Genomic DNA, 23842 nt, shown 5'->3' with positions numbered 1-23842 from the left:
ATCATTCCCCCTGTCCTGCCAGCGGAAAAATTGCTTCCGGCGTCAGTAATGTTTTGGTTAAACCTTGTTGAAACAGCTCATTAGCAAAGTCTGCAATCATCTTCTTGTTAACGTTAAAACCGTTTTCATTCCAGTTGGCCGGTAATTCCTGCGCGGTGCGTCGCAAATCGTCCAGTAACCATGGGGTGGTATCGGCATATTTCTCACGTTTTTGCATCCAGAGCTGATAAGACCGATCGATGATTTTGCTTAACGCGTGTGGCAGTCCGGGATGTTTTTCAGCCAGCGCGGGTTTCATCGCCAAAATATGAATGCCCGGCACATATCCCACGCGTTTAAAGTAATCCAGCTCAGCCTGATAGAAATCCGTTTGCAGCTGGCGTAAGCCGGATTCCGGCAGGAAAAAACCTTCTGGCATAAACGGCGTAAAAACAGCATCCAGTTCGCCCGCTTTCAGTAAGTCAATGAGCGGACGCTCATCCGGCGCTGGTTCAATACGGCCAGGGCGACCAAAACCCGCCAGCCGATCAACTATCGGATGATCGGCTGTCAGACGGCCTGCAAACCAGTAAGCATCATCAATTTCTACACCGGCTTCGCGTAACACGGTTCGTGTCCAGGTGTTGCCCGAATCCTGCCAGCCGGTCACGCCAATCTTTTTTCCTTTTAGCTGTGCAGGCGAGGACAAAGGGCTGTCGAGGGTAGTGAAAATGCAGCGCTGGCGAAAGCCACGCATCAGAAAATGTGGCAAACCAAGCAGCGACTCATCCCCCTTCGCCCGGCTCTGTGCGTAACGGCTGAAAGAGACTTCACCTGCGTCATATTCATTGCTGGTAGCAATGTCATTAACTAACGTACCGACGCGGTCGATTTTCAGTTCAAACCTTTCAGGCTTGATGTCACCGAGCGCTAGCGGCGTAAAATAGTCCCAGTCACGTACCGCCAGTCTGATGGTAAGCTTTGCCATTTTCTCGTCTCCCGCCAGTGTAGCTAAGCTGCGATTATTTAATCATCAAATAGTGCTTGAATTTGATACTAGATCCGGAATACTAATCTGAACAATCATTTCTTTGTTACTGAACAAACATTTTACTTATGACGAAAACGGTAGATTTACTCTGGCTAAGCAGCCAAATAAACGATGCTTCGGTGAAAGGCATTGCGCAGGCCGCCTCGACGTTAATTCGTGAGGGCCATATCGCCGTTGGGATGCAGATGCCCGCCGTACGCGAACTGGCAGAAGTGCTGGGTGTCAGCCCGGCAACCGTTTCAGCTGCCTGGGGGCAATTAAAGAAGCAGAAAGTGCTGGCGGGTAAGGGCCGTAGCGGGGTTTGGGTTAGCGGAAATACCGTAATGCCCCGTCCGATTCGCTTTGAAAAGATTGGTAACTACGGCGATAACATCCGGGCTGACCTTGCAATGGCTTCTCCCGATCCCGCGTTGTTGCCCGATTTACAGCTGGCGCTGCAGGCAGCGATACAATCTCCGCAGCTTAATAGCTATTATCGCGAAGCGATTTCGCTGCAACTGCTAAACGCAGTAAAACCTCGCTGGCCCTATTCGGCAGAAGCCTTTTTAGCGACTGATGGCGGCTTTGACGCCATGAATTTAGTCGTGCAAACACTGATTTCACCGGGCGATCGGGTCATCATTGAAGATCCCACCGCGACTCGCTTGCTGGATATGCTTGATAATGTCGGCGCAGAAATACTTCCCCTTTCCTGCGACCACGAAGGCCCTCAACCCGATGCGCTGGCAACATTACTGGAGAAAGCGCCGGTGATGGTGATTTACCAGCCACGCACCCATTCGGCAACAGGACACAATATCAGTCGCGAGCGACGTCGGGCATTAGCTCAGGTTTTAGCGAACAGTTCTACCCTGATTGTTGAAGATGATGGTATTGGCGATCTTTCTGTGGAGGCTGGCTGGAGCCTGGGGGCGATTTATCCGGAACGTACCATCCACGTACGCTCATTTTCCAAAGCCTATGGGCCAGATTTACGTCTGGCGGTGCTTTCTGCCACCTCAGAAATGGTTAAACGCATTCAGGCCTGGCGAAATTTTGGCGTTAGCTGGACCAGTCGTATTTTGCAGGACGCCGTGGCGTGGATGCTGGAAAGCGCGAGCGTTCAGCAAGACATTGCCGTCGCCCGTGAAACTTACCGTCAGCGCCGTGAAAAATTATTGCGAGCTTTAGCAAGCCGCGGGTTAGAACTTGAAGCACGCGATGGATTAAGCATCTATATACCGGTTGTCTCAGAGCAATTTGCAATGATCACATTAGCCGCGCGCGGTATTGCTGTACTGCCCGGCGAGCGCTGCCGCTTAGGTCCGACGCAATTTATTCGCGTCAGCATTGCCAGCATGAACGAGCAGCAACTGGATATGATCGCTAACGCGCTGGTGATTGCTTCTGGTCGTGAAATTAGTTTGGGTGCAGATCTTTAATGTGGTAACTCGGCGATTCCACATAACCTTCACGCGCATAAAACTGATTGGCTTTCAAACGTGAAGCATGACAGTGAACTTCCATACGATCGCAACCACGCTGTGATGCTATCGCTTCTGCATGCTGAATAAGCTGTTGTCCAACGCCTTTGCTGCGTTCACCTTCCGCAATGCAGAAATAACTGATACGGGCAAAATCACCCGCCAGCGCCAGTTGCGGAATAAAGTGCATCGATAAAAAACCGAGCACCTGCATATCATGTTCCGCGACCAACAGTATGTCGCCAGGGTCGCTGCTGAGTTGGGCCAGCCGCTGTTCAATAAAATGTTCAGTACCACCATAACCCAACTCTGCCAGCAACGCGCTTAACGCAAAACTGTCTTTTGCCTGTGCCTGCCGTATATGCATTCTGTCCCCTGTACGTCGTCATTACTGTCATTCTGTTATATAGCGTTGGCAATAAAAAAGCTGCAGGTAATGCCTGTTATTATTATGTTACAGGAATGATATGTGACTGGCTCCGCAGATTAACGGGGTCATCCTGCGCCATTAGTCCGTCGCTTTTCATGTCACTAGTGCCGGTTTAAAAAGAAACGACGATGACAGTAAAGAAGCCCGGCGGCTGAGGTGAAGGTATGACGCTAACAGGGAAATTCTGTGGCAGGCGAATGTAGAGGCGGAGAGGGAGGAATAAAAAAACCCGCCAGCTGGCGGGTTTTTTGAATTCTTACTGTTAACTTACAGGCTGATAACGTTAGCAGCAGATGGGCCTTTTGCGCCGTCGGTGATTTCAAACTCAACGCGCTGACCTTCAGCCAGAGTTTTGAAGCCGTTGCTCTGGATCGCAGAGAAGTGTACGAATACATCTTTGCTGCCATCTTCAGGAGTAATGAAACCGAATCCTTTAGATTCATTAAACCACTTAACGTTACCTTTGATCTTAGACATCTATATTACCTTTACATGAAAAATGGACACTAAACTGTGTCGGTGTCTAGTACAGCAATTGCAGCGTGATTTGTCCAGCATGAATTTATGGAAAAGTGATAAATATCGACATTCTTTATTCTTATCACACTTTATGCCTTTTTTTCTGGCTTAAGATCGCCAACGCCGTCCCATAAATACAGGCTTTTCATTGCTGTAACTATTTGTAATATCAATAGTTTGAAGTTTCGTCATTTGATAACTTATTGAAATAAAGGGTAACAGCCGCAAAAAGCTAGATAATTCCCGCTAGCATGTTCACAAAACCCCCAGAAAAACCTGTTTCCGATTAAAACCCTGGCTGAGCAGACAAACAACCACTGCGGCCTCAGGACGCTTTCATCATTGAATTCAGCCGTTAGTCCTGCCCCGCCAGCAATAATACCCGGCCAGAAGAAGCTATCAGCCTGTTTTTCTTCACTACCGCAGCAGGTATCGGGTGTGAAAACGAAGCGGGAATGATGCGGCAGAACGACGCTGTTTGATCAACCAGCCTAAAAACGTTTCTGCATCAGGCAGGCTTTGCAACAGGCGTGCTGGTTAAATGTCGCGTCACGGGGATGGCGTGTTTTAAATGCTTAAAAGAATGCGGGCACCTTCTCAGGTGCCCGTGTTATTAGAAGATGAGTTTAAATACTCCGGTCAGGGTTAGCAGCCCAACAATAAAAATGATGGCGATGATCCACAAAATTATTTTCATTTCCTTCTCCCTTACCCATAAAAAAGCCTTTGTTGTAAATAGTATAGGTGAGAATTTTACCTTTGCCGGTTTCATCTGCTCCTGTCGGCTGTAAAACGCCTCTCAATTTCGCCTCACTATTTTCTGCGAGAACGGTCGCAAGAAGATGATTTTTACCTTGCACCGTTTCGTTTTTATTCCAGACACCGACTAAAATTTAAGCGGCAAGGGCAGGCCAAATTGTGATGAATTTGAAATCAGTAATAAGGAGATCTTATGAGCTCGATTAATACCAGCATGGGCCGCTACAGCCTGAAGGCAAAAAATAGCGGCGATCACATTCAAGGCTCTTTCGCCATCAATGATGAAGGTGGCACGCAGCTCACCATGCAAGAGTTTGAGGAACACTACCTTGATGATGTGGTTAACAATGTGATTTATCCTGTCACTGGCGGTAACCGTGAAATTACTCGTGCCCTGCGCGAACAAATGGTAAAAGCCGGTTTCGAACAACCTCACTAATCCCTGCGCGTCTGGGCCGCACGTTGCGGCCCCTACCTTTGCTGAAATTTTTATCCATAGCCTGAAAAGCGTACAGCCTGAACCTATTGCCTCGCACCGGGCTATCGGCTGGATTCAGAGCATGACTGTCTTGCCTCTGGCCTAAAGGTGATGCGCTGGCGATCCTGTGAAAAAAATTTGTTGAGCCGCCAGAAAAGCGTCTCCCGGCGGACACTCTTTAAATCGCGTAGGAAAGCAGCAGACAGCCGACTAAACCACATACGGAAATAATGGTTTCCAGCGCTGACCATGACCGGATCGTTTCGCCAATTGTCAGGTTGAAATACTCCTTAAACAGCCAGAATCCCGGATCGTTAACGTGTGAGAAAATCACGCTTCCCGACCCTACCGCGATCACCATCAGTTCCGGACTGGCACCACTGGTCGCAATGAGGGGTGCCACAATACCGCCTGCGGTGATCGCCGCCACGGTTGCGGAACCCAATGCAATACGCAGTACCGCAGCAATCGACCAGGCCATTAAAATTGGTGAAACATGGGTTTCCTGCATCAGGCTGGCAATGTATTTATCCACACCGCTGTCAACTAACACCTGCTTAAATGCGCCACCGCCGCCAATAATCAGCAGCATCATCGCGATAATTTTGATCGAATCCGTCAATGTATCCATTACCTCTGCCATACTGCGGCCACGGTTCAGACCAAAGGTAAAAATGGCAATCAACACCGCAATCAGTGTCGCCATGATCGGATCGCCAAAAAATTCAGCATAGGGAAGCAGCGCGTGTCCTTTTGGCAGCAGCATTTCCGCTATGGCACGAAGCGCCATCAACACTACCGGCACTAGCGACGTCCAGACGCTAACGCCAAAGCCCGGCATTTCAGCTTCGGTAAACGTTTTCGGGTTATATAATCCTTCCGGGATCGGTTTATCGATTTTTTTCAGAAAGCGCGCATAAACCGGTCCGGCCAGAATAACCGTTGGAATACCCAGTAAAATACCGAACAGCAATGTTTTTCCCATATCGGCATTAAACAGCGTGGCGATTGCTGTTGGACCGGGATGCGGCGGCAGAAAACCATGCGTAACAGAAAGCGCGGCGGCCATTGGCACGCCCACGTACAGCAGAGGTACGCGCGCCGATGCCGCTACGCTGAACACCAGCGGCAACATCAGAACAAATCCAACTTCATAAAACAGTGCGAAACCTACGGTAAAACCAGTCAGCACCAGAGCCCACTGAATATACTGCGTACCAAATTTTTTAATTAGCGTGGTGGCAATGCGCTGAGCGCCGCCGCAATCAGCCAACAGTTTTCCGAGCATGGCACCAAAGCCCATAATCAGCGCCAGGCTGCCAAGCGTACCGCCCACCCCGCTTTTAATCGAAGTAATGACTTTATTGACCGGCATGCCCTGCATTACCCCAACCGCCAGAGCCACCAGAATGAGCGCAATAAAACCATTGAGTTTGAAACGGATCATGAGCAGCAGCAGTAACGCAACGCCGATCGCCACATAAAGTAATGGCATAATTTTTCTCCACCTTGCGCACTGACGATAAAACGCCGTGCCGGTTTGTTATCGGATCCCCAGAGGGCTACAAAACTTTGCATTGGTAAAAAGGTTAACAGGCTGATAGTTGCTGTTACCGATAACATGTTAAGGGTAACATTCCGGTGAAAGCATCATCCTCTCAATGATGAATTTCTGTTTTGCGAAGGTGATCAACTTTTTGCCAACGCGTTATCAGAAAGTTTGCAGAGGCCAGCGGCGCGCTTTTAGTTACACTCAAATTTTAGCGAAAACTTAAAAGGATGCGCTGGTGAGTGAGAATCTGAGTGAGCTGCACTGTAATCAACGAACCCTGTTTGGACGCGGAAGCCTTGATAAGCTGGTGCCGTTATTAGCGTCACAGCAGCAACCAACCCTGTTATTTTGCGGACAATCTTTTCTGCAAGGCCCGGCTTACGCACGCTTAAAAACCTCTTTAAACGATCACATTATTGGCTATGAAATAGTGCGTAATGAAGCCTCGCCTGCTGATATTGACGGCTGGGTCGCCCGCTGGCGTGGTCACGTTGATCGAGTCGTGGCGATAGGCGGCGGCAGCGTGCTGGACGCGGCAAAAGCATTTAGCGCGATGATCCAGCATCCGCTACCAACAGCACGCTATCTGGAAAAAGTGGGTGACAGCGCCGTTCAGGCTGTGACGCTGCCCTTGATTGCCGTGCCGACCACGGCCGGAACCGGTAGCGAAGTCACCCAGAACGCAGTAGTTACCGATCAACATGACATTCAGGTCAAAGCCTCGCTGCGCCATCCGGTATTCGTGCCGCGGGTGGCCATTCTCGATCCCGATCTGCTCAAGGGCGCGCCCGATAACGTGCTGGCAAGCTGCGCTATCGATGCCTTTACCCACCTTTTCGAAGCCTATTTATCAACTAAGGGAAATTTATTTACCCGCCAGCTGGCCCTGACCGGCCTGAAGCAATTTGTTCAGGCGTGGCCGGCGTTGAATCGGAAAGATGCTGAGGGCGACGATGCGCGTGAAGCGATGATGATGGCGTCATGGCTGGGAGGCGTTAGCCTGAGCAGTGCCGGGCTGGGGGTGATTCACGGCATCGCTGGTGAGCTGGGCGCGATTAAACCTTTCCATCATGGCGAAGTGTGTGGACGATTACTATTTCCCTTCCTTGAGCAATTAGCAGAGAGCCAGCAGCCTGAACAACAAAAATTGATGTCCGAATTACACCAGCAGCTGTTTAGTGAAACGGCGGCTTCTCCGGCGCGGCATTTAAAAAACTGGCTGCAACATCAGTCAATTAGCCCATTCTGGCAGGAAGGACCTTCGTTGACATTAACCGAGGTTGACTGGATTCTGGCTCGTGCCAACAGCAAAAATTCATGGGTGAACTACAGCCAGGAGCAAATGCGTGAAATGATCGTGCAGGCATGGCCGATTAATTAAAGGAGTACCGGGCAGCACGCTGCCCGGCCTCACTGCCTGTCAGTATTAAAGTCAAAATGCAGAAGTTTTATCCTTATTTACCGCGGCAATGAAGAAGTGAAGCACTGCCCTGCGGCCTGAATAATTGCGTTCATTAATGTCCAGCCTATAGCCAGAATCAGCGCGCACTTTCCGCAAAAGGCCCCTCACCCGCCAGCATCTCTTCAATAACCTGCAATACGCCCTGGTCATTGTTATTGGGGGCGAGAAAACGTGCGGCATCTTTTACCCGCTGCGGCGCATTGCCCATGGCAAAACTAAAACCGGACTGCTTCAGCATTTCGAGGTCGTTGCCTCCGTCGCCAAACGCCAGGACTTCATCATGAGAAATGCCCCAGCGCTGCGCCAGCAGGCCTAAACCATGCGCTTTATGATTACCCGGAACGATTAAATCCACCGAACCATGCCCGCAGGAGGTTGCTGCCGCTGCGCCCTGATGCAAACGCGCAATATCAGCCATCAACGGTTCGACGTAATCATCGGAAAGATTGAGCGCAAATTTAAATAACCGGTCATCTTTTGCTTCATCAATGCTGCCAATTTTTTTCAGGCGATGGCAATAATGGCGCATCTTCGCCAGCCATTTTTCATCGGTTTCGTCGAAATAATAGGCACTGTTGCGCCCACACAGTAGATAGCGCAAGCCGGGATAATGGCCATTCTGCAACGTGTCGATCACGGCATCAATATCGCTACGAGAAAATGATCCACAAAACAGCTTTTCATCGCGGTCGAGTATCCATGCACCATTTTCAGCGACATAAGCAATTTCATGCGTAATTTCAGGAAAGAAAGAGGTGAGCTGGTAATACTGATTACCGCTGGCAACGACAAATTTGATACCACGGGCAGTTAATTGTTGATAAAGAGCGAGAAAGCGAGCCTGGTTGTACTGTTTTTTATCATCAAGAAAGGTGCCGTCCATATCAACCGCAACCATTTTAACCGTCGTCATCATGACTCCTTAAACAGGAAGGGATACACAAATTTGACTGTCAGAATAGCCTGGTGAAGAAGAAAAGCGGAGAGAAACACGGATGACCTGAGCCATCCGTGATGAAATTAATGAAATGCGTTACTCAGGATCAGCGAAGTAATGATGCCGGTCGCGGCCGCAATTAACACATAATTACCGTCGATATAAGCCCAGTATTCACCACGAGGCGGTTCGCGCAGGCCACGTTCGTGCCAGTCATTCACGCGATAGATATTATCCCGATATTCGTGCGGCACCACATGACCGCGACGGAAGTCATGACCGTTCCATGCAAAATGATCGCGATTGTTGCGATGTTCAGGAGAGCGGCCGCCCTGATCATGGCGGTTATCGTGCCTCTGGTTTGCTGGACCCGGACCGCGCCCGCGATCCTCATGATGGCCGCCTGGCCCGTCAGCCCAGATCGTACCGGAAAACAAAGTGCTGCATGCTAAAAGTGAAGCGATAAGACTTAATGTTGTTTTTTTCATGGTACTGCCTCCAATGATAACGGCTAATGAAGCGCCGTTGAGATTACATTAACCATATGGAGGTGAATCAGCATCACCAAAAGTCTTAAAGATCGGTAACTTACACTCAATTACACTGCCTTATCTATTTCTTAACGATTGTCATCATTTCTGACATAGATTGGTATGAATAATAATCCGCTCAGCAAGCAGCGTTTAATTACAACGAGAAAAATGTAATTTAATTGAGAGAATAGTTTAAAGACTAAAGGAACGTAATAAAAGCGACGGGGAAATATATAAAAATGCGCCAGGAAGCCAGTAAAGGAAAAATAAAAACCCGATCGAAGACGATCGGGGAATAAATATCTTTATCAACAAAACGGGGTAAAACCCTTAATCTCCATTAAGGGAAAACTGAAGCACACAACACCACATCACGAGTGCTGCGCGATAAGAATAGCATCTCTTTTAAACCGGTTGGTTGAAAAAATATCATGTTGAATAAAATATTTTTCAATATATCCTTACGCATAAAAGTTGTTTTTACTTAACAGGAAAAAACTGAAATAAAAAATAGCATTCAGAGCGGCTATCAAAACAGGTTAATACTTCAGCCCGCTAATCAACCCCTGTTTATTATAAATTAATGCTAAAAATAGCGTCCTGTCCTAAAAATTCTCTTTTAATAAAATCACATCAACCTTGCGAATAAGCCCACTGTCAGGTAGCGGTAGCTGTCTTATATCCGCACATCAAATGTGCCCTGCCTGTTCAGATGTTAAAACAATGAAAATAACTCGTCTCAATTGGCAATTGTTGAGGTAGAAGTCCAGCCTGGAGAAGTCATGCATTAGTTCGACAGGCTTTGCGGTGACAAACCGGCACATGGATGCTATTACCCTGAACAGGACCCGACGCAGCTCACCTTTTCGCTGTGCTATCGCCGGTATGCCTGGCCGATAGCCAGCGCATCACCGCTTTTAGCCATACCACCCGCTCACTGACGACAAACCCGACCAGACCAGCTAAAACAGCAGATTATCTCACCGGGCCGTTCGGCTTAATCTAACGGCTCTGGCTACACTTCTGTTCAGAATGACTAATCTGGGCAAATGGCTCCCATTTCCCATGATGAACATTGCCGCCATTACCGTACCGATTTTATTCGCCTTAGCTGACGGCAATTTACTGAGCAAAGGAGTCGAACAGATGAAAGCATTAACCTATCACGGTCCATATAAAGTCAGCGTCGATAACGTCCCCGATCCCGGCCTTGAAGCCGCTGACGATATTATTCTGCGCGTTACCGCCACCGCTATTTGCGGTTCTGATCTGCATCTTTATCATGGCAAAATTCCTGGCACCGGCCACGGCGATATTTTTGGTCATGAATTTATGGGCGAAGTGGTGGAAACCGGCAGCGCGGTCACTGCTGTTGCAAAAGGCGATCGTGTCGTCATTCCATTCGTCATCGCCTGTGGCGACTGTTTCTTTTGTCATCTGCATCAGTATGCAGCCTGCGAAAATACCAATAGCGGCAAAGGTGCGGCACTAAACCGGAAAAATATTACGCCCCCCGCCGCATTGTTTGGTTACAGCAAGCTGTACGGCGGTGTGCCAGGCGGCCAGGCTGAATATGTGCGGGTGCCGAAAGCCAACACCGGCCCATTCAAAGTGCCCATGACGTTAGCGGATGAAAAAGTACTGTTTCTCTCTGATATTCTGCCCACAGCATGGCAGGCGGTGAAGAATGCTGAAATAAAACAGGGGTCAAGTGTAGCCATATTTGGTGCCGGGCCGGTCGGCCTGCTGAGCGCTGCCTGCGCGCGTCTGGCGGGGGCCGAACAGATTTTTATGATCGATCACAATGATTATCGGCTGGAATTCGCGCGCGAGCGCTACGGCGTCATCCCCATTAACTTCGATAAAAATGACGATCCTGCAGCATGGATTATTGAAAACAGCGCCGGACATCGTGGCGTTGATGCCGTGATTGACGCGGTTGGCTTTGAAGCCAAAGGTAGCCTGACCGAAACCGTACTTAGCACGTTAAAGCTGGAGGGCAGCAGTGGCAAAGCGCTACGTCAGTGTATCGCAGCCGTACGCCGTGGCGGTATTGTCAGCGTACCGGGAGTTTATGCTGGCTTTATTCATGGCTTCATGTTTGGCGATGCATTCGATAAGGGACTGACCTTCAAAATGGGCCAGACCCATGTTCACGCTTATCTGCCGGATCTGTTGAATCTGATTGAGCAAGGTCATTTGACCCCGGAAGAGATCGTTACTCATCATATGCCGCTGGAAGATGCTGCACGCGGTTATGAAATCTTTGAGAAGCGTAAGGAGGATTGCCGCAAGGTTATTCTGGTGCCGGGCATGGGGGCGACACAAGCCACGCTGTAAGCCGTAAGGGGAGGCAAACATAGGCCGCCCGCTGATCAGCTCCGGCTTTGAACGTATAAAATAACGGGTAGCGCTCAACGTTCTGCCCGGCACGCTATTGCTACCGCAGGCGCTTTCGACCGCTCTGGTCAGTAACGCGATGGAGTGCGCTTGCCTGAAAACACAGCGGCAAAAGCTGCCCGCGATGCGCTTAAAAATTAACGCAAATAGCGTGATTTAAGCGCAACTGACCACAGCGTTTCGTTGCAGCGAGGGCAGTTTTTACCCTGCTGTGCTGCTATCTCAGCTGTCTGACCGCAATGGGTGCAGGCGTACAAGCCGGTTGTCGGCATAAGGGTGAAATCCTGTCGATGTTCAGGGGGTAACACGCTTAAGCCCGCACGTCTTTCATCTTCGTCAAAAAAGTAAATACTCAACTGACCATCCAGCTCAATCAGTGCCAGACGTACTTGTCCGAGATGTTCGACGCCATCCTGCCGAAGCTCCATAAAGAACTCATCTTCAGATATATTGAGGCTGTCCAGGCTTTCCAGCACATACAGCCCATCTTTAATCAGCGTGATAACCTCTCCCTGGATCCATTTTGAAAAACGTGCGCTGTGAGCGGTGAGATAAGTCGTGAAGCGGTATAAGCACAGCAGTACCACAAACACCAGGATCACAGGCAACACCGGTACATCATCATAAAAAGTGACATCACCGGATGCCGATCCCAGGGTTAAAATTACCACCAGCTCAAACAGAGAAAGCTGGCGGATCCCCCTTCGTCCTGAAACTTTCAGAAAGGTAAACACCACCAGATAAGCCAGCAAAACGCGGACGACCACTTCAAACAGGAAAGTAGCCGGTTGGTCATTAAGTAAAAATCGATGCCAGTCGAATGAAAACATTAAAAACGTCCTGGGTCATATGAAATATACCGGCTTAGCCGTCACATTCCCTTTAGCGCCGGAGGAATTCTGATCAGAGCGTGGTAAAGCCGCCGGGAGTGGAAAAAGTATAATCGAAGCAATAAGTTAAAGCGAATATCGCTCTCATTCGTCAGCTGATAACAATAAAACTGACGAAAGATCCTCTCCACCGCGAACCGGCGTTTCGCTTTCTGCCATAAAGCTGAAGGTTTACAATGGGTTTTCCCGTTATTGCTACAAACACTCTGCCGCTTTGCTTTTTCTTTTTACTTCAACCATTTGCATAAAATATTGCCTTACCTATACTTTCCGTAAGGTTTCCATATCGCCGCTGTGATGTAAGAGAAACCTGGAATAAATACTATCTCGATAGCGCCACCCCCTCGCCACGCTATCACCTGCTACTTGGGTTCATTCTTCCCTGAGTGTGAACTCGTTGCTTTTGCATGGATTGCTGACTGCCCAGAATGGCCAGACCAGCCAGTCTGCACCGTATCGCCTTTTAATCTGACTCGTCTGTGGACGATACGTTAGAAGGACGTTTTTGCTCTGTTTTCGTACAGGAGGCGCAATGACGCCATTTCGCAGCTTTTGGCAGGCCGGCTATGAAGGTGCCGATCACATTAATCCGCACGGCGAAGCGCTGGCAATGAATAATATCAATGCCCACCAGCTACGCTGTTCAGAAGATTATGCCGCGCTCAAAGCGTTTTCTATGCGCACGGCACGCGAAAGTGCTGGCTGGCGCCTGTGTGAGCGTGGTGACAATTATGATTTTTCTTCTGTGACGCAGCGTATGCAGGCGGCGCGTCAGCAGGGTATTCAGCTGAGCTGGACCCTCTGCCATTACGGCTGGCCTGAGGATGTCAGCCTGTTCTCCACTGACTTCGTCCCTCGTTTCGCTGCCTTCTGTGGCGAGCTGGCGCGCTTTCTCGCGCCCTGGTATGACGATGCGCCAGTCTATTCGCCCATGAACGAAATTTCTTTTCTGAGTTGGGGGATCGCTGTCGGTCTGTTTGCCTGCCCTGATGCGCCGGAACAGGATCGCGACGATGCGATCAAACGCCAACTGGTGCGCGCCACGCTGGCCGCTTGCGATGCGATCTGGCAAGCCGATCCACGCGCCCGTTTTCTCCATTGCGATCCGCTGATTCATATCGTACCCCATGATGACAGCGAATCTGGCCAGCAGGCGGCGACGCTGGCGTGCGAGTCGCAATATCAGGCCTGGGACATGCTGACGGGTCGGCGCGATCCGGGGCTGGGCGGCGATCCGCGTTACCTCGATCTGATCGGGGTGAATTATTACCATGACAACCAATGGGAAAATATCAGTAATCAACGGTTGTTTTGGCATCTGGGTGATGCGCGGCGAAAACCGATGCATGAAATGCTGCTGGACGTATATCAGCGCTACCAGCGGCCGCTTCTGCTGGCAGAAACCAGCCACGTAGGCAGCGGGCGCGGTGCGTGGATCTCACAGGTTAGCGCTCAGGTTGCCCAGGCACAACTGGCGGGCGTTGACGTGCTGGGCATTTGCCTTTATCCCGTGATTGATCGCCCCTTGTGGGAGGCCCCTGACTTCTGGACCTGCAGCGGACTTTGGGATCTCGATCGGACAGGGCCGGATCCCTGCGCCCGCCAGTTACAACAGCCGTATGCCCGTGCCTTACGCCAGGCGCAGCAGTGCCTGCATGACTTTCAGAACATTATCCTCGCTACCCGGCATGTTCAGGAGAACAATATGAAACAACCTACCTTAATCGTCTTTAGCCATTTACGCTGGGGGTTTGTGTTCCAACGTCCACAGCATTTACTGACGCGTCTGGCAAAACATTATCGTGTGTTATTTATTGAGGAACCGGTTTATCAGGCGGGGCCGCCAGGTTTGATACAAAACTCACCTGCGACAAACATCACCGTCATCCAGCCGCATACCGACATAAATGCACCCGGTTTTCACGACAGCCAGATTGCCGCTTTACAATTATTGCTGGCAAGCCTGGTAGAAGAAGATGAACATCCGCTGGTATGGTTTTATACACCGATGGCATTGCCGTTACTGACCCCCTTCCAGCCGCGCTTGGTGATTTATGACTGCATGGATGAATTGTCTGCATTTCATCAGGCGCCACGCCAATTGCAGCAGCGTGAATCAGCCCTGTTAACGCGCGCCGATTTAGTGTTTACCGGCGGAACCAGTCTGTATGAAGCGAAAAAAGATAAACATCCACAAGTCCATTGCTTTCCCAGCAGCGTTGACGCCATCCATTTTGAGCAGGCGCTGGATCGCAGCAATCGCCATCCTTTGCAGGATGCGCTTCCGCCACTGCGGCTTGGCTACTATGGTGTGATTGATGAACGTATCGATTTGCCGCTGATCGCTGCGCTGGCCGACAGCCATCCTGAATGGCAAATCGTTATGGTGGGTCCGGTCGTCAAAATCGATCCCGCCAGTTTGCCGCAGCGCAGCAATATTCACTGGTTCGGACAGCAACCTTATCAGGCATTACCGCAATTTCTCGCCGGTTGGGATGTTTGCCTGATGCCCTTCGCCCTTAATGCCTCCACCCGTTATATCTCGCCCACCAAAGTGCTGGAGTATATGGCGGCGCAGCTGCCCATTGTCAGCACGGCAATTGTCGATGTTGAACGGCACTATACCGATCTGGTCTCAGTGGCATACAGCCATGACGCCTTTATCCAGGCTTGTGAAACGGCGCTGAAACTGACTCCGGTCGAGCGGCTGGCGCTGGCAGAAAAGATGCAGACAAAAGTAGCGGCTACGTCCTGGGATCGCACCGTTGGGCAAATCCATACACTAATGCAGCGGGCCTTATCCCACGGCAGCGAAGTCACGCAGCACAGTGATGAAACGGCAAAAAGCCCCACCGCTGTGACCTGGCTAACTCCGCCAACCGAAGGGGCTGAAAAAGTCTCCTGTCTGATTATCGGTGCGGGGCCGACCGGCCTGAGTGCAGGCTACCACTACGGCGAAGGCGCAATCATACTGGAAAAAAATGCGACTCCCGGCGGCTGGTGCCGCTCTGTTGAAGATCACGGTTTTACCTTTGATTACGCCGGACACATTATGTTTTCGCAGGACCCCTATGTATTGCAGCTTTATGACATGCTGCTGGGGGATAACCTGCACTGGCAAGAGCGCGAAGCCTGGATTTATAACGATGGCATTTACACGCGGTATCCATTTCAGTCGGCGCTGTATGGTTTGCCCGCCGAAGTGGTGAAGGAATGCATTCTGGGTGCCATTAATGCACGGTACGGTGAAACACAAGCGCGCACCGTGCCGCTGGAAGTGGCTCGCCAGCGTCGCGATTGCTGTGCCGATGGTGCGGTGCCGGATGGCGAAACCTGTGCGCCTGAAGGCGATGCCGTATCAGAGAATTTTGAGCAATTTATCATGCGTACATGGGGAGAAGGTATAGCTCAGCACTTCGCCCTGCCCTACAACAAAAAGCTGTGGAAAGTGCCACTATCCGAGATGGAAACCTCCTGGCTTGGTGGGCGCGTGCCGTTACCCGATCTGGCGCAAATTATCGATGGTGCCCTCCAGCCGTTAGCGAAGCCCGTTGGCCCGAACGCTCGCTTTGGCTATCCGCTGCGTGGCGGTTTTCAGGCTTTGATGTCAGGTTTTTTACCGCACCTGAAATGCACGCTGGAAACGGATGCTACGCTGATAAAAATCATGCCACAGGCGCATATCGCCATGCTGGCTGATGGCCGTCACTATCGTTATGAACAACTGATTAGCACGATGCCGCTCCCGGAATTGATCAAACTGATGGGCGACGAGGTGCCTGAGAATGTACAACTTGCCGCAAAAAAACTGCGCTACGTCTCGGTACGCTGTGTAAATCTGGGCATCGATCGGGCCAATCTGACAGAAAAACACTGGATTTATTATCCCGGCGATACGCTATTTCACCGCATCTTTGTCCAGGGTAATGCCAGCCCACACTGCAACCCACCCGGAGGGTTTGGACTCACCTGCGAAATGACTTACAGCGAAGACAAACCGCTACCGCTGCAAGGTGATGCGCTGATTGAGCGCTGCCGTGAAGATTGCATTAAAGTGGGTATGATCCGTTCTGAAGATACGATTCTTTCAGCCACTCAGGTTGATATGCCGTATGCCTATGTTGTGTACGATCATGCACGTCAGGCAAATGTCGCGCTGATTCGCCAATGGTTGTTAACACAGGATATTCATCTGTCGGGACGTTACAGCGAATGGGAATATTACAATTCCGACCATGCTTTCCTTGCCGGAAAACGAGCAGCGGAAAATGTTAAGACGCAGCTGCCTTCTCAAAACACGTCTGTGTAGCCTACCGGGCCAGTTCAGTTGGGCTGGCCTTTTCCTCTCAGACAAAAATCACACTGACCGATACCTGAACCAGTCAGATATCGACTCTCTTCGTTCCGTTCTTTCCGCCATAAGCGCGACTGCGCGCAGTGCCAGTAGCGGTGACTTCATGGGTTGATCTTTTATGACGCTGGAAACGTTTATCAGCAGGCCACCCCCGCCTGTAGATATTGTTTACCTACTCATTTGCGAGGGAAACCGCTAGGCTAATATGGCTTGCTGCATTTGTGTCGCCGCCACTCAAAGCAGGCCCTGTCCAGACGCGAGTTGATGCTCACTTTTTCCGCTTGATTTTGCAGGGGTCGGCGAGGCCGTGCTGATACAGGCTGCGGTAAAAACTACCTATTTACTTTTCGGTGACGTATTGATGGCTTTATTGGCTGTTAATGCAGAGACTGAAAACTATCCACACTGACCAGGAGATGTTTTACATGAGGTTGCTCAATGCGTTTTAAAGGACTGAATATCGGTTTTTTTCTGCTGATCTTAGCGATCGTAACGATCGCCTTTTTTGACGTGTTAGGTCCTTACTTTTCGCCCATTTTGTGGGCTGCTGTGTTAGCCGTTATCTTCCATCCGCTAAAATCGATACTGCGCAACAAGTTGGGCGACCGCAACGGGCTGGCTTCGCTGCTGACCTTGTTGTGTATCTGTTTGATTGTTTTCACGCCGTTAATGATTATTGCCTCTTCGCTGGCGGTAGAGATCAACACGGTTTACCTCAAATTGCAGACTAATTCGACGCAGTTCCCGCTAGTTTTTGCTGAGTTAATGCAGCATCTGCCGGATTGGGCGAAGCATTACCTGGCTGAGCATAACCTGGACAGCGCCACGCAGATCCAACAAAAACTGTCCGAATTTGCCTTGAAAGGCGGTCGGTATGCCGCAGGCAGCGTGTTTATCATCGGTAAAAGTACCTTCAGTTTTACCGTTGGTTTTGGTGTGATGCTGTACCTGCTGTTCTTCCTGTTGAAAGATGGTTCTCATCTGGTGCATCTGATTATGGAAGCGCTACCCCTGTCGAACTTTGTCAAACATCACCTGCTTATGAAGTTCGCCGCCGTTTCACGTGCGACAGTTAAAGGCACTGTGGTAGTTGGCATTGTTCAGGGAATTTTGGGTGGGCTGGCATTCTGGTTTATCGACATTGACGGCAGCCTGCTATGGGGTGCGCTGATGGCATTTTTATCTCTGATCCCGGCCGTGGGTTCCGCGATTATTTGGGTGCCTGCCGCCATCTTCTTCTTTGCCACGCACGCAATAGGGAAAGGGTTATTCCTGGTTGGCTTTTTCGTGATTGTGGTGGGGCTGGTAGACAATATCCTGCGTCCGTTACTGGTTGGCAAAGATACCAAAATGCCAGATTACATGGTGCTGATTGCTACGCTGGGCGGCATGGAAATTTATGGCATCAACGGCTTTGTGATTGGTCCGGTCATCGCCGCGCTATTTATCGCCTGCTGGAATTTACTGTCCGGGCGCGATAACCGCGAGAACATTGTAGAGATTGATGAAGAGTTTATTGAGGAAGGCAAAAAACATTCCGATACCGCCACGGAAGAGTAATTTTTCCTCGTACAAAACAGGCCAAAAATACAAAACCCACCTGATGGTGGGTTTCCTTTTCAACAACATACTTATTAGTTAGTCAGTCGCTTTATTCTTCAGATTTTCTGCACCCTGCTTGGTTTTATCCCAGCCTTTTTCAGTACCTTCTTTGGTTTTATTCCAGGTTTTCTGGCTGCCTTCCTCAATCTTGCTGCTGGTGGCATTGCTTTTGCCTTCCGCTGCATGTTTGGATTTGAGTTTTAGCTCTTCACCTTTATGCTGAGACTGATGCAGTTTTTCTTTTGCCGTATCTGCGCCTTTATGCGCTTCAGCAACCGTGTCGTCAGTGGTCGTTGCGGCGAAAACAGGAGACGCCAGTAAAAGTGCAGACAGTACAATCATTGTTTTCTTCATAATTCCCTCTTTTGTCAAAAGTGCCGTGTCAGGTATTTATTCTGGACTATGCCATGCCCGAAAGATTTAAGAATAAACCAGGAATGCAAAAAGTGGTGTTAACGGCGAAAAAATAATCATAAAAAGGGCAATTCAACTTTATAGTAAGTCCAGTTGCCGGTTATCGTCGGGTTGGCTTCTTACGCGCGTTTTAGCTGCGGGAGCGGGCTTTTGCATTTGAAGATGGAGCCAGTGCAAAATCACGTCCGCAATATACGCCTGTTGCTCAGCCGTCAGTGCCTGTCGTTGAGGGAGGTTGTGCCATTTACTCAGACAACCGCGGCAGCAGGTCGCGGTGGCATGTTGGGCGATAAATACCGGGTGGCCGCGCATCGGCGTTTGTTTACCGTCATTGACCGGTACTGCCGCTGCCAGCCTTTGCCTGATAAAGTCAGCCGCGTGATCCCGCACCTGCGTTTCCCCTTTGCTGAGACAATAATCATATTCCGCTCTGCCTAATGCAAAGCGTTGCCTGAAGGGAGAGCGCGACAAACGCTGAAAAAGATCATCGAGTTGAGACATAAAACCTCGGTAAAACGGTGCTGAATGGCTAACTGAGGGTAAATTATAAGGGATATTTTTCGAGATTTTTAGTTGCAGCAAACAAAGCGGGCTTCTGTGAAGTAAAAACCGCCTTCACGAAGGCAGTTTAGCTTTTCAGATGTCTTTTGCTGGCTCGGGGAAATCATTTCCATCTTCATCTTCCAGCGGATCAATTCCTTCATCCGAACCTTCTGGTAACGCTTCATCATCGTCATCGTAAGCCGGGTATTCGGCATCGTCAGGTACCGGTTCTTCATAATCAGGACGTTCAGACATAGTGACCTCCAATAGCGCTGTTGACCGCTTTTAACTGTAGTTCACCTTACTATGCAAGGCGTGCGGCATCTCACGAAAGCGTAAAATGCCGCCTGTTCTGTCAGTAACACGCGCTGTGTTTACGTCCTGAAAGATAAGTTACGCCCTGAGCGCCAAATTCATCGCGATGCGGCACGTCAGGCGGAAGATGAAAAGTTTCGCCAGCATGATAAGTCGTTTCGCTGTGTTCAGTAAAAATGGTGGGCTTTGTTGAATAAATCAGCTTCAGGACGAGTGACTCTGTAGCTGACCGGGTTTTCAGGCAATACGCACGCTTTCTGGCATACCAGCCTTCGTTATTTTATTCAGCGCACGCACCATGCCCAAAGCCTCTGCTACCTGACCATCGTAATCACGCAGCGTCAGTGAACCTCCGAACAGTTGCTTTACCCTGTACATGGCCGTCTCCGCTATCGAGCGACGGTTGTAATCTGTTGTCCATTTCCACCGGGCATTACTCCCGGTCAGCCGCTGATTCGCTACTGCACGGTTACGGTCTGCGTACTCTACGGGCCAGTAACCCGCTCCTTTTCGGGGCGGGATGAGGGCACTGATTTTCTTGCGCCGCAGTTCACCGTGACAGAGTCGGGGGGCGTAAGCGCCGTCTGCTGCGGCTGCCCTGATTTTTCTGTGTGTCTGCCGGATAAGACCCGGGAAAGCTTCTGAGTCCGGGACGGTGTTCAGAGACAGGTCCGCGCCGATGACTTCATGTGTTCTGCTGTCAACGGCCAGATGCAGCTTCCGCCAGGTACGACGGCGCTCTTTGCCGTGATTTTTGACTTTCCATTCGCCTTCACCAAAAACCTTCAGCCCGGTGGAATCAATCACCAGGTGTGCGATTTCACCCCGGGTGGGTGTTTTGAAACAGACATTAACCGACTTTGCCCGCTTGCTGACACTGCTGTAATCCGGGCAGCGCAACGGAACGTTCATCAGGGCAAAAATGGAATCAATAAAACCCTGCGCAGCCCGCAGGGTCAGCCGGAACAGGCGTTTAATCATCAGGACGGTGGTGATGGCAAGGTCAGAATAGCGCTGAGGTCTTCCCCGTGATGAAGGCGTTGCCGACTCATACCAGGCATGAGTCGCTTCATCGTCCAGCCAGAAAGTGAGGGAGCCACGGTTGATGAGGGCTTTGTTGTAGGTGGGCCAGTTGGTGATTTTGAACTTTTGCTTTGCCACGGAACGGTCTGTGTTGTCGGGAGGATGCGTGATCTGATCCTTCAACTCAGCAAAAGTTCGATTTATTCAACAAAGCCTACCATTGCTTATTTCAGCAAAACCTTTAAGTGGTCTGTGTTGGCCTTCACTAACTCTTTCCCCACCCGGAAGGAGTCTTCCGATCCTTATCAATTCTGTATCCTTAGTAGAACAAGAGGTGATTTAATTAAGAAACATCCTAACCTAGCTTTGATGTTCAGCCCATCCTGATAGATGACCAGTGGTAAACGGGAATGATTTGACGCAACCAGCAGCATTTAGCATAAAGAATGATTGGTAAACAGGCGGGTGAGAAATGATTGACCGACAGACGATTGAGATGACGCTGCTACAGATTGCCCGCCAGAACGGTGAGCCACTGGACAGGCATACGCTCTACACTATACGAAACGGAGTGGCTCAGGCTCTACAGGCTAAAGAGCGGCACCGGCAACGCATGACCGCACCAGAGTTCAAATGGCAGAAGCCAGCACCGCACCGCTAAGCTCATAATGTTTCATTCTAAGTAGCCGTAAGCAGATTACAGAATACGTTGAAAGACTCATAACGGCGCTTTGTTCAAATGACAATCTGCCTGGTTTTATGTCACAATGTCATTGTACCGTTGCGAAACGGTTGTGCTTATAGAATTGAGGTTCACATGTTTAGCGTAGAAAAATCCGCACAGATGGCAGCATACCTACTTCACAAACGAGGTGGGCAGATGAGTTTTTTAAAGCTCATGAAGTTGCTGTACCTGTCAGATCGGAAATCACTTGAGTTGTATGGTGAGCCGATAAGTGGTGACCGCTACGTATCAATGAACTATGGCCCAGTCCTTTCTAATGTCTATTCTCTTATCGCAGATGGAAGTGAGCCTGGCAATAAGTGGGAAAAGTGGATTCGAGATGGAGCTGACCATACTGTGGTTTTACGTCAGCAATTCGATGATATTTACGAACTAACTGAACTTAGCCGCGCCGATGTTCGGACTATGGATGATGTATACGAGCAGTACGGTCACTGGAATCGGTTTGACCTTTGCGATGAAACACATCGCATTTGTCCAGAATGGCAAGATCCTCATGGGTCATCCATACCGATTCGAGTTGAGGACATTTTTAAGGCACTAGGTAGATCGGCTGAAGAGTCAGAAGCATTAGCGCGTGATCTCATGACCAAAAACCAACTCGAATTACTTACATCTGATTTGAGATGACACTAGCATATGCACCCTACAGAAAAGGCACAGTGCTGGCACCATCTGGTCCAGTAGATCACCTGCACATTGTCTGCTCCAACCCGATTTATTCAGCCGAACATGGCTGCGATGTGGTCCTGATCGTGAATATTTCAAGTGTACCAACCTCTGGTACATACGATAGTGCGTGCTCACTAAATGCAGGGGAACACCCCTTTATCAGGCACCACAGTTACATGGTATACAGCCATGCAGTTTTATGGCGCTGCCCCACATTAATCAACAAAGTAGGCTCCGGAGAGTATCGTACTCACGTTGATGTCAGCGAAGCGGTGATGCAAAAGATAATGAGCGGATTCAACGCATCTTTACATACCCCCTTCAAAGTTCTTCGATTTATTGAGCGCAATAATCTCTGATTGATATTTGCAACTTTTGAGCATGGTTCCCCTGCTTCTTCCATGCGCTGTAAATGTCCTTAGTCCACGCCTTACCGGCTTTTGTCTGATAGCCTGCATCGTTTAATCGGTCAGAGATGATGCGCACATTGTCAAAACCCTGTTTGATAGTCTCCGCAACGATGCGGATCACGGCCTGTTCATCATATGGTAAACCAGGCACGCCTTGTTTACCGACAATAAGAGCAGCAGCGGCCACTTCCATCCGCTCCACCAGCGACATTAAGCGAGCGTCAGCATTAGTTTCTGGAAGGTTCAGTTTCTGCCGGATGGCATCGACCAGCCAGGCGGTCTTATCTCCACCAGCAGCACTCACAGCGCCAGTGAAGGCCTCGCTTAATTCAGCAGGTACACGGAAGGTAACGGACAGAGATTTGCTCATAACGCACCAGATTGAGGGGAACAGGCGGCTATTTTATCACTGTAAGACAGTGTAAGACATTAAAATGCGTTGGTTCAGAACGCACAGTTGTTGGTTCAAATCGGGGTTGTGTTGGTTCACTTTTTTGAAATTAATCCTTTTAAAACAAGAGTCTTTACAAATTGAACCAACTGAACCAACTGAACGACACGTTTTTGCTTAATTATATAGAGAGAAAAACTTCGCATCCCTCCTACAATAAGAAAACGTCATTAGCAAAACTAATAATGCGCTCTCGCTACTGCGCATTCCTCTAACCTATCCGAATCGCTTCCCCATCAATCGCGTTCACCTTGCCACCATCGTCACGCATCACTAGGCATGATCCGGGAAGGCCATGCCGGGAGCAATTACACCAGACGCCTTTGCCTGCCCCTGACTGTGTGTTGTCCTGTCGCTGCTCATAGCTGGTGATCTTTTCCAGCAGCCCATCATTAACCATCGCCTCCAGCGTTCGCCTGGCTGATTCCAAATGATGTCGTGATTTGAATGAGTCCATGCCACTGAGCAGATATGCGACCCCGGATACATCGAACGGCGGCGCACCAATCTCGCCCGTCACCCATTCGCGGTGTTCAGGCTCAAAGAAGCTCAGTATCTCTTTTTTACGGCTGGTCATTCTCATGGCTGGTGGAATCCTTAATGTAGGAGAGATCTATCATACAATAAGGATTTCAGCTTATCGCGTTATGCAGTTAGTTGAACGGGTCTGCGATGGATGAAAAACAGCCAAAGTGAGGTGTCACAAAAACATTTGGGGGTATCTTTGGGGGTATGAACCGCCCCGGTTTTCCGGGAGAGTATTTTAGTTGGGAACTCAGGCTGCCAGATCCTTATTCCCGATGGAAGCATAATATGCCCGTTCGGCTTCTGCCGGTGGGATATGCCCCAGCCTTTCCAGC

General features: G+C 49.8%; 22 protein-coding genes. 8 read left to right on the top strand and 14 right to left on the bottom strand.

Annotated elements, in window-relative coordinates; all coding sequences use genetic code 11:
* Position 1: 1 nt before the first annotated feature.
* Positions 2 to 967, bottom strand: a complete 966-nt coding sequence (locus tag H2P46_RS10520) for a substrate-binding domain-containing protein (protein ID WP_193405036.1) — start codon at positions 965 to 967, stop codon at positions 2 to 4.
* 128 nt (positions 968 to 1095) lie between these two features.
* Here H2P46_RS10520 and H2P46_RS10515 point away from each other — a divergent pair, with 128 nt between their 5' ends.
* On the top strand, positions 1096 to 2451 hold the full coding sequence (locus tag H2P46_RS10515) for an aminotransferase-like domain-containing protein (RefSeq protein WP_193405035.1): 1356 nt from the start codon (positions 1096 to 1098) through the stop codon (positions 2449 to 2451).
* On the opposite strand, the gene H2P46_RS10510 is transcribed toward H2P46_RS10515, so the two are convergent.
* The 3 genes from H2P46_RS10510 to H2P46_RS23515 form a co-directional block, all read right to left on the bottom strand.
* Complete coding sequence (locus H2P46_RS10510) at positions 2429 to 2860, bottom strand: GNAT family N-acetyltransferase (RefSeq protein ID WP_193405034.1); 432 nt, start codon at positions 2858 to 2860, stop codon at positions 2429 to 2431. The genes H2P46_RS10515 and H2P46_RS10510 overlap by 23 nt on opposite strands.
* Before the next feature lie 330 nt (positions 2861 to 3190).
* Positions 3191 to 3400: a transcription antiterminator/RNA stability regulator CspE gene (cspE, locus tag H2P46_RS10505; protein WP_006118399.1), complete on the bottom strand. Its 210-nt coding sequence runs from the start codon at positions 3398 to 3400 to the stop codon at positions 3191 to 3193.
* A 655-nt stretch (positions 3401 to 4055) separates the two neighbouring features.
* Positions 4056 to 4139, bottom strand: coding sequence for a small membrane protein YohP (locus H2P46_RS23515; protein ID WP_019105993.1), 84 nt, complete (start codon positions 4137 to 4139; stop codon positions 4056 to 4058).
* A 255-nt stretch (positions 4140 to 4394) separates the two neighbouring features.
* Here H2P46_RS23515 and H2P46_RS10495 point away from each other — a divergent pair, with 255 nt between their 5' ends.
* A complete protein-coding gene (locus H2P46_RS10495) occupies positions 4395 to 4640 on the top strand; it encodes a hypothetical protein (RefSeq protein WP_193405032.1) in 246 nt (81 codons plus the stop codon).
* Positions 4641 to 4857: 217 nt separating this feature from the next.
* Here H2P46_RS10495 and gntT read toward each other — a convergent pair whose 3' ends face one another.
* Positions 4858 to 6174, bottom strand: a complete 1317-nt coding sequence (gene gntT / locus H2P46_RS10490; RefSeq protein ID WP_193405031.1) for a gluconate transporter — start codon at positions 6172 to 6174, stop codon at positions 4858 to 4860.
* Between the two features lie 289 nt (positions 6175 to 6463).
* Here gntT and H2P46_RS10485 point away from each other — a divergent pair, with 289 nt between their 5' ends.
* Positions 6464 to 7612, top strand: coding sequence for an iron-containing alcohol dehydrogenase (locus tag H2P46_RS10485; protein ID WP_202987425.1), 1149 nt, complete (start codon positions 6464 to 6466; stop codon positions 7610 to 7612).
* A 157-nt stretch (positions 7613 to 7769) separates the two neighbouring features.
* Here the strand turns inward: H2P46_RS10485 and H2P46_RS10480 are convergent, their stop codons facing one another.
* A complete protein-coding gene (locus H2P46_RS10480) occupies positions 7770 to 8606 on the bottom strand; it encodes a Cof-type HAD-IIB family hydrolase (protein ID WP_193405250.1) in 837 nt (278 codons plus the stop codon).
* Between the two features lie 107 nt (positions 8607 to 8713).
* Complete coding sequence (locus H2P46_RS10475) at positions 8714 to 9118, bottom strand: RcnB family protein (protein WP_193405029.1); 405 nt, start codon at positions 9116 to 9118, stop codon at positions 8714 to 8716.
* A gap of 1191 nt (positions 9119 to 10309) precedes the next feature.
* Between H2P46_RS10475 and H2P46_RS10470 the strand changes: the two genes are divergently transcribed.
* The gene (locus H2P46_RS10470; RefSeq protein WP_193405249.1) at positions 10310 to 11503 is read left to right on the top strand and encodes a zinc-dependent alcohol dehydrogenase; all 1194 of its coding nucleotides are present in this window, start codon (positions 10310 to 10312) and stop codon (positions 11501 to 11503) included.
* Between the two features lie 197 nt (positions 11504 to 11700).
* Here H2P46_RS10470 and H2P46_RS10465 read toward each other — a convergent pair whose 3' ends face one another.
* On the bottom strand, positions 11701 to 12393 hold the full coding sequence (locus H2P46_RS10465; protein WP_193405028.1) for a DUF421 domain-containing protein: 693 nt from the start codon (positions 12391 to 12393) through the stop codon (positions 11701 to 11703).
* A gap of 592 nt (positions 12394 to 12985) precedes the next feature.
* Here H2P46_RS10465 and H2P46_RS10460 point away from each other — a divergent pair.
* Positions 12986 to 16762 (top strand): NAD(P)-binding protein, encoded by a 3777-nt coding sequence (locus H2P46_RS10460; protein WP_193405027.1) that lies wholly within the window; start codon positions 12986 to 12988, stop codon positions 16760 to 16762.
* A 483-nt stretch (positions 16763 to 17245) separates the two neighbouring features.
* Positions 17246 to 18367, top strand: coding sequence for an AI-2E family transporter (locus H2P46_RS10455; RefSeq protein ID WP_193405026.1), 1122 nt, complete (start codon positions 17246 to 17248; stop codon positions 18365 to 18367).
* A 78-nt stretch (positions 18368 to 18445) separates the two neighbouring features.
* Here the strand turns inward: H2P46_RS10455 and H2P46_RS10450 are convergent, their stop codons facing one another.
* The 4 genes from H2P46_RS10450 to H2P46_RS10435 all read right to left on the bottom strand — a co-directional run bounded on the left by H2P46_RS10450 (position 18446) and on the right by H2P46_RS10435 (position 20887).
* On the bottom strand, positions 18446 to 18763 hold the full coding sequence (locus tag H2P46_RS10450) for a hypothetical protein (protein ID WP_193405025.1): 318 nt from the start codon (positions 18761 to 18763) through the stop codon (positions 18446 to 18448).
* 138 nt (positions 18764 to 18901) lie between these two features.
* Positions 18902 to 19324, bottom strand: coding sequence for a DUF4186 domain-containing protein (locus H2P46_RS10445; protein WP_193405024.1), 423 nt, complete (start codon positions 19322 to 19324; stop codon positions 18902 to 18904).
* Positions 19325 to 19459: 135 nt separating this feature from the next.
* Entirely contained in the window at positions 19460 to 19621 is a 162-nt protein-coding gene (locus tag H2P46_RS10440; RefSeq protein WP_193405023.1) for a hypothetical protein, read from the bottom strand.
* A 297-nt stretch (positions 19622 to 19918) separates the two neighbouring features.
* Positions 19919 to 20887 (bottom strand): IS5 family transposase, encoded by a 969-nt coding sequence (locus tag H2P46_RS10435; protein ID WP_193405022.1) that lies wholly within the window; start codon positions 20885 to 20887, stop codon positions 19919 to 19921.
* Between the two features lie 289 nt (positions 20888 to 21176).
* Here H2P46_RS10435 and H2P46_RS10430 point away from each other — a divergent pair, with 289 nt between their 5' ends.
* Positions 21177 to 21365: a hypothetical protein gene (locus tag H2P46_RS10430; protein WP_193405021.1), complete on the top strand. Its 189-nt coding sequence runs from the start codon at positions 21177 to 21179 to the stop codon at positions 21363 to 21365.
* 156 nt (positions 21366 to 21521) lie between these two features.
* Positions 21522 to 22079, top strand: coding sequence for a Panacea domain-containing protein (locus tag H2P46_RS10425; RefSeq protein WP_238938982.1), 558 nt, complete (start codon positions 21522 to 21524; stop codon positions 22077 to 22079).
* A 378-nt stretch (positions 22080 to 22457) separates the two neighbouring features.
* Here H2P46_RS10425 and H2P46_RS10420 read toward each other — a convergent pair whose 3' ends face one another.
* Together H2P46_RS10420 and H2P46_RS10415 are read right to left on the bottom strand one after the other, a co-directional pair.
* Entirely contained in the window at positions 22458 to 22901 is a 444-nt protein-coding gene (locus H2P46_RS10420) for a hypothetical protein (protein WP_193405020.1), read from the bottom strand.
* A gap of 292 nt (positions 22902 to 23193) precedes the next feature.
* A complete protein-coding gene (locus tag H2P46_RS10415) occupies positions 23194 to 23565 on the bottom strand; it encodes a hypothetical protein (protein WP_193405019.1) in 372 nt (123 codons plus the stop codon).
* Positions 23566 to 23842: the final 277 nt, after the last annotated feature.

Origin of the sequence: Mixta mediterraneensis, from assembly GCF_014946725.1 — a bacterium.
Taxonomy (GTDB): Bacteria; Pseudomonadota; Gammaproteobacteria; order Enterobacterales; family Enterobacteriaceae; genus Pantoea; species Pantoea mediterraneensis.
This window is presented reverse-complemented; position numbering and strand designations above follow the sequence as displayed.

Coding starts and splice junctions, on each gene's coding strand:
- H2P46_RS10460 (WP_193405027.1), top strand. CDS start 12,986: ATGACGCCATTTCGCAGCTTTTGGCAGGCCGGCTATGAAGGTGCCGAT.
- H2P46_RS10420 (WP_193405020.1), bottom strand. CDS start 22,901: ATGAGCAAATCTCTGTCCGTTACCTTCCGTGTACCTGCTGAATTAAGC.
- H2P46_RS10415 (WP_193405019.1), bottom strand. CDS start 23,565: ATGAGAATGACCAGCCGTAAAAAAGAGATACTGAGCTTCTTTGAGCCT.
- H2P46_RS10470 (WP_193405249.1), top strand. CDS start 10,310: ATGAAAGCATTAACCTATCACGGTCCATATAAAGTCAGCGTCGATAAC.
- H2P46_RS10450 (WP_193405025.1), bottom strand. CDS start 18,763: ATGAAGAAAACAATGATTGTACTGTCTGCACTTTTACTGGCGTCTCCT.
- H2P46_RS10430 (WP_193405021.1), top strand. CDS start 21,177: ATGATTGACCGACAGACGATTGAGATGACGCTGCTACAGATTGCCCGC.
- H2P46_RS10465 (WP_193405028.1), bottom strand. CDS start 12,393: ATGTTTTCATTCGACTGGCATCGATTTTTACTTAATGACCAACCGGCT.
- H2P46_RS10480 (WP_193405250.1), bottom strand. CDS start 8,606: ATGACGACGGTTAAAATGGTTGCGGTTGATATGGACGGCACCTTTCTT.
- H2P46_RS10475 (WP_193405029.1), bottom strand. CDS start 9,118: ATGAAAAAAACAACATTAAGTCTTATCGCTTCACTTTTAGCATGCAGC.
- H2P46_RS10515 (WP_193405035.1), top strand. CDS start 1,096: ATGACGAAAACGGTAGATTTACTCTGGCTAAGCAGCCAAATAAACGAT.
- H2P46_RS10520 (WP_193405036.1), bottom strand. CDS start 967: ATGGCAAAGCTTACCATCAGACTGGCGGTACGTGACTGGGACTATTTT.
- H2P46_RS10445 (WP_193405024.1), bottom strand. CDS start 19,324: ATGTCTCAACTCGATGATCTTTTTCAGCGTTTGTCGCGCTCTCCCTTC.
- gntT (WP_193405031.1), bottom strand. CDS start 6,174: ATGCCATTACTTTATGTGGCGATCGGCGTTGCGTTACTGCTGCTGCTC.
- H2P46_RS10495 (WP_193405032.1), top strand. CDS start 4,395: ATGAGCTCGATTAATACCAGCATGGGCCGCTACAGCCTGAAGGCAAAA.
- cspE (WP_006118399.1), bottom strand. CDS start 3,400: ATGTCTAAGATCAAAGGTAACGTTAAGTGGTTTAATGAATCTAAAGGA.
- H2P46_RS23515 (WP_019105993.1), bottom strand. CDS start 4,139: ATGAAAATAATTTTGTGGATCATCGCCATCATTTTTATTGTTGGGCTG.
- H2P46_RS10455 (WP_193405026.1), top strand. CDS start 17,246: ATGCGTTTTAAAGGACTGAATATCGGTTTTTTTCTGCTGATCTTAGCG.
- H2P46_RS10510 (WP_193405034.1), bottom strand. CDS start 2,860: ATGCATATACGGCAGGCACAGGCAAAAGACAGTTTTGCGTTAAGCGCG.
- H2P46_RS10440 (WP_193405023.1), bottom strand. CDS start 19,621: ATGTCTGAACGTCCTGATTATGAAGAACCGGTACCTGACGATGCCGAA.
- H2P46_RS10425 (WP_238938982.1), top strand. CDS start 21,522: ATGTTTAGCGTAGAAAAATCCGCACAGATGGCAGCATACCTACTTCAC.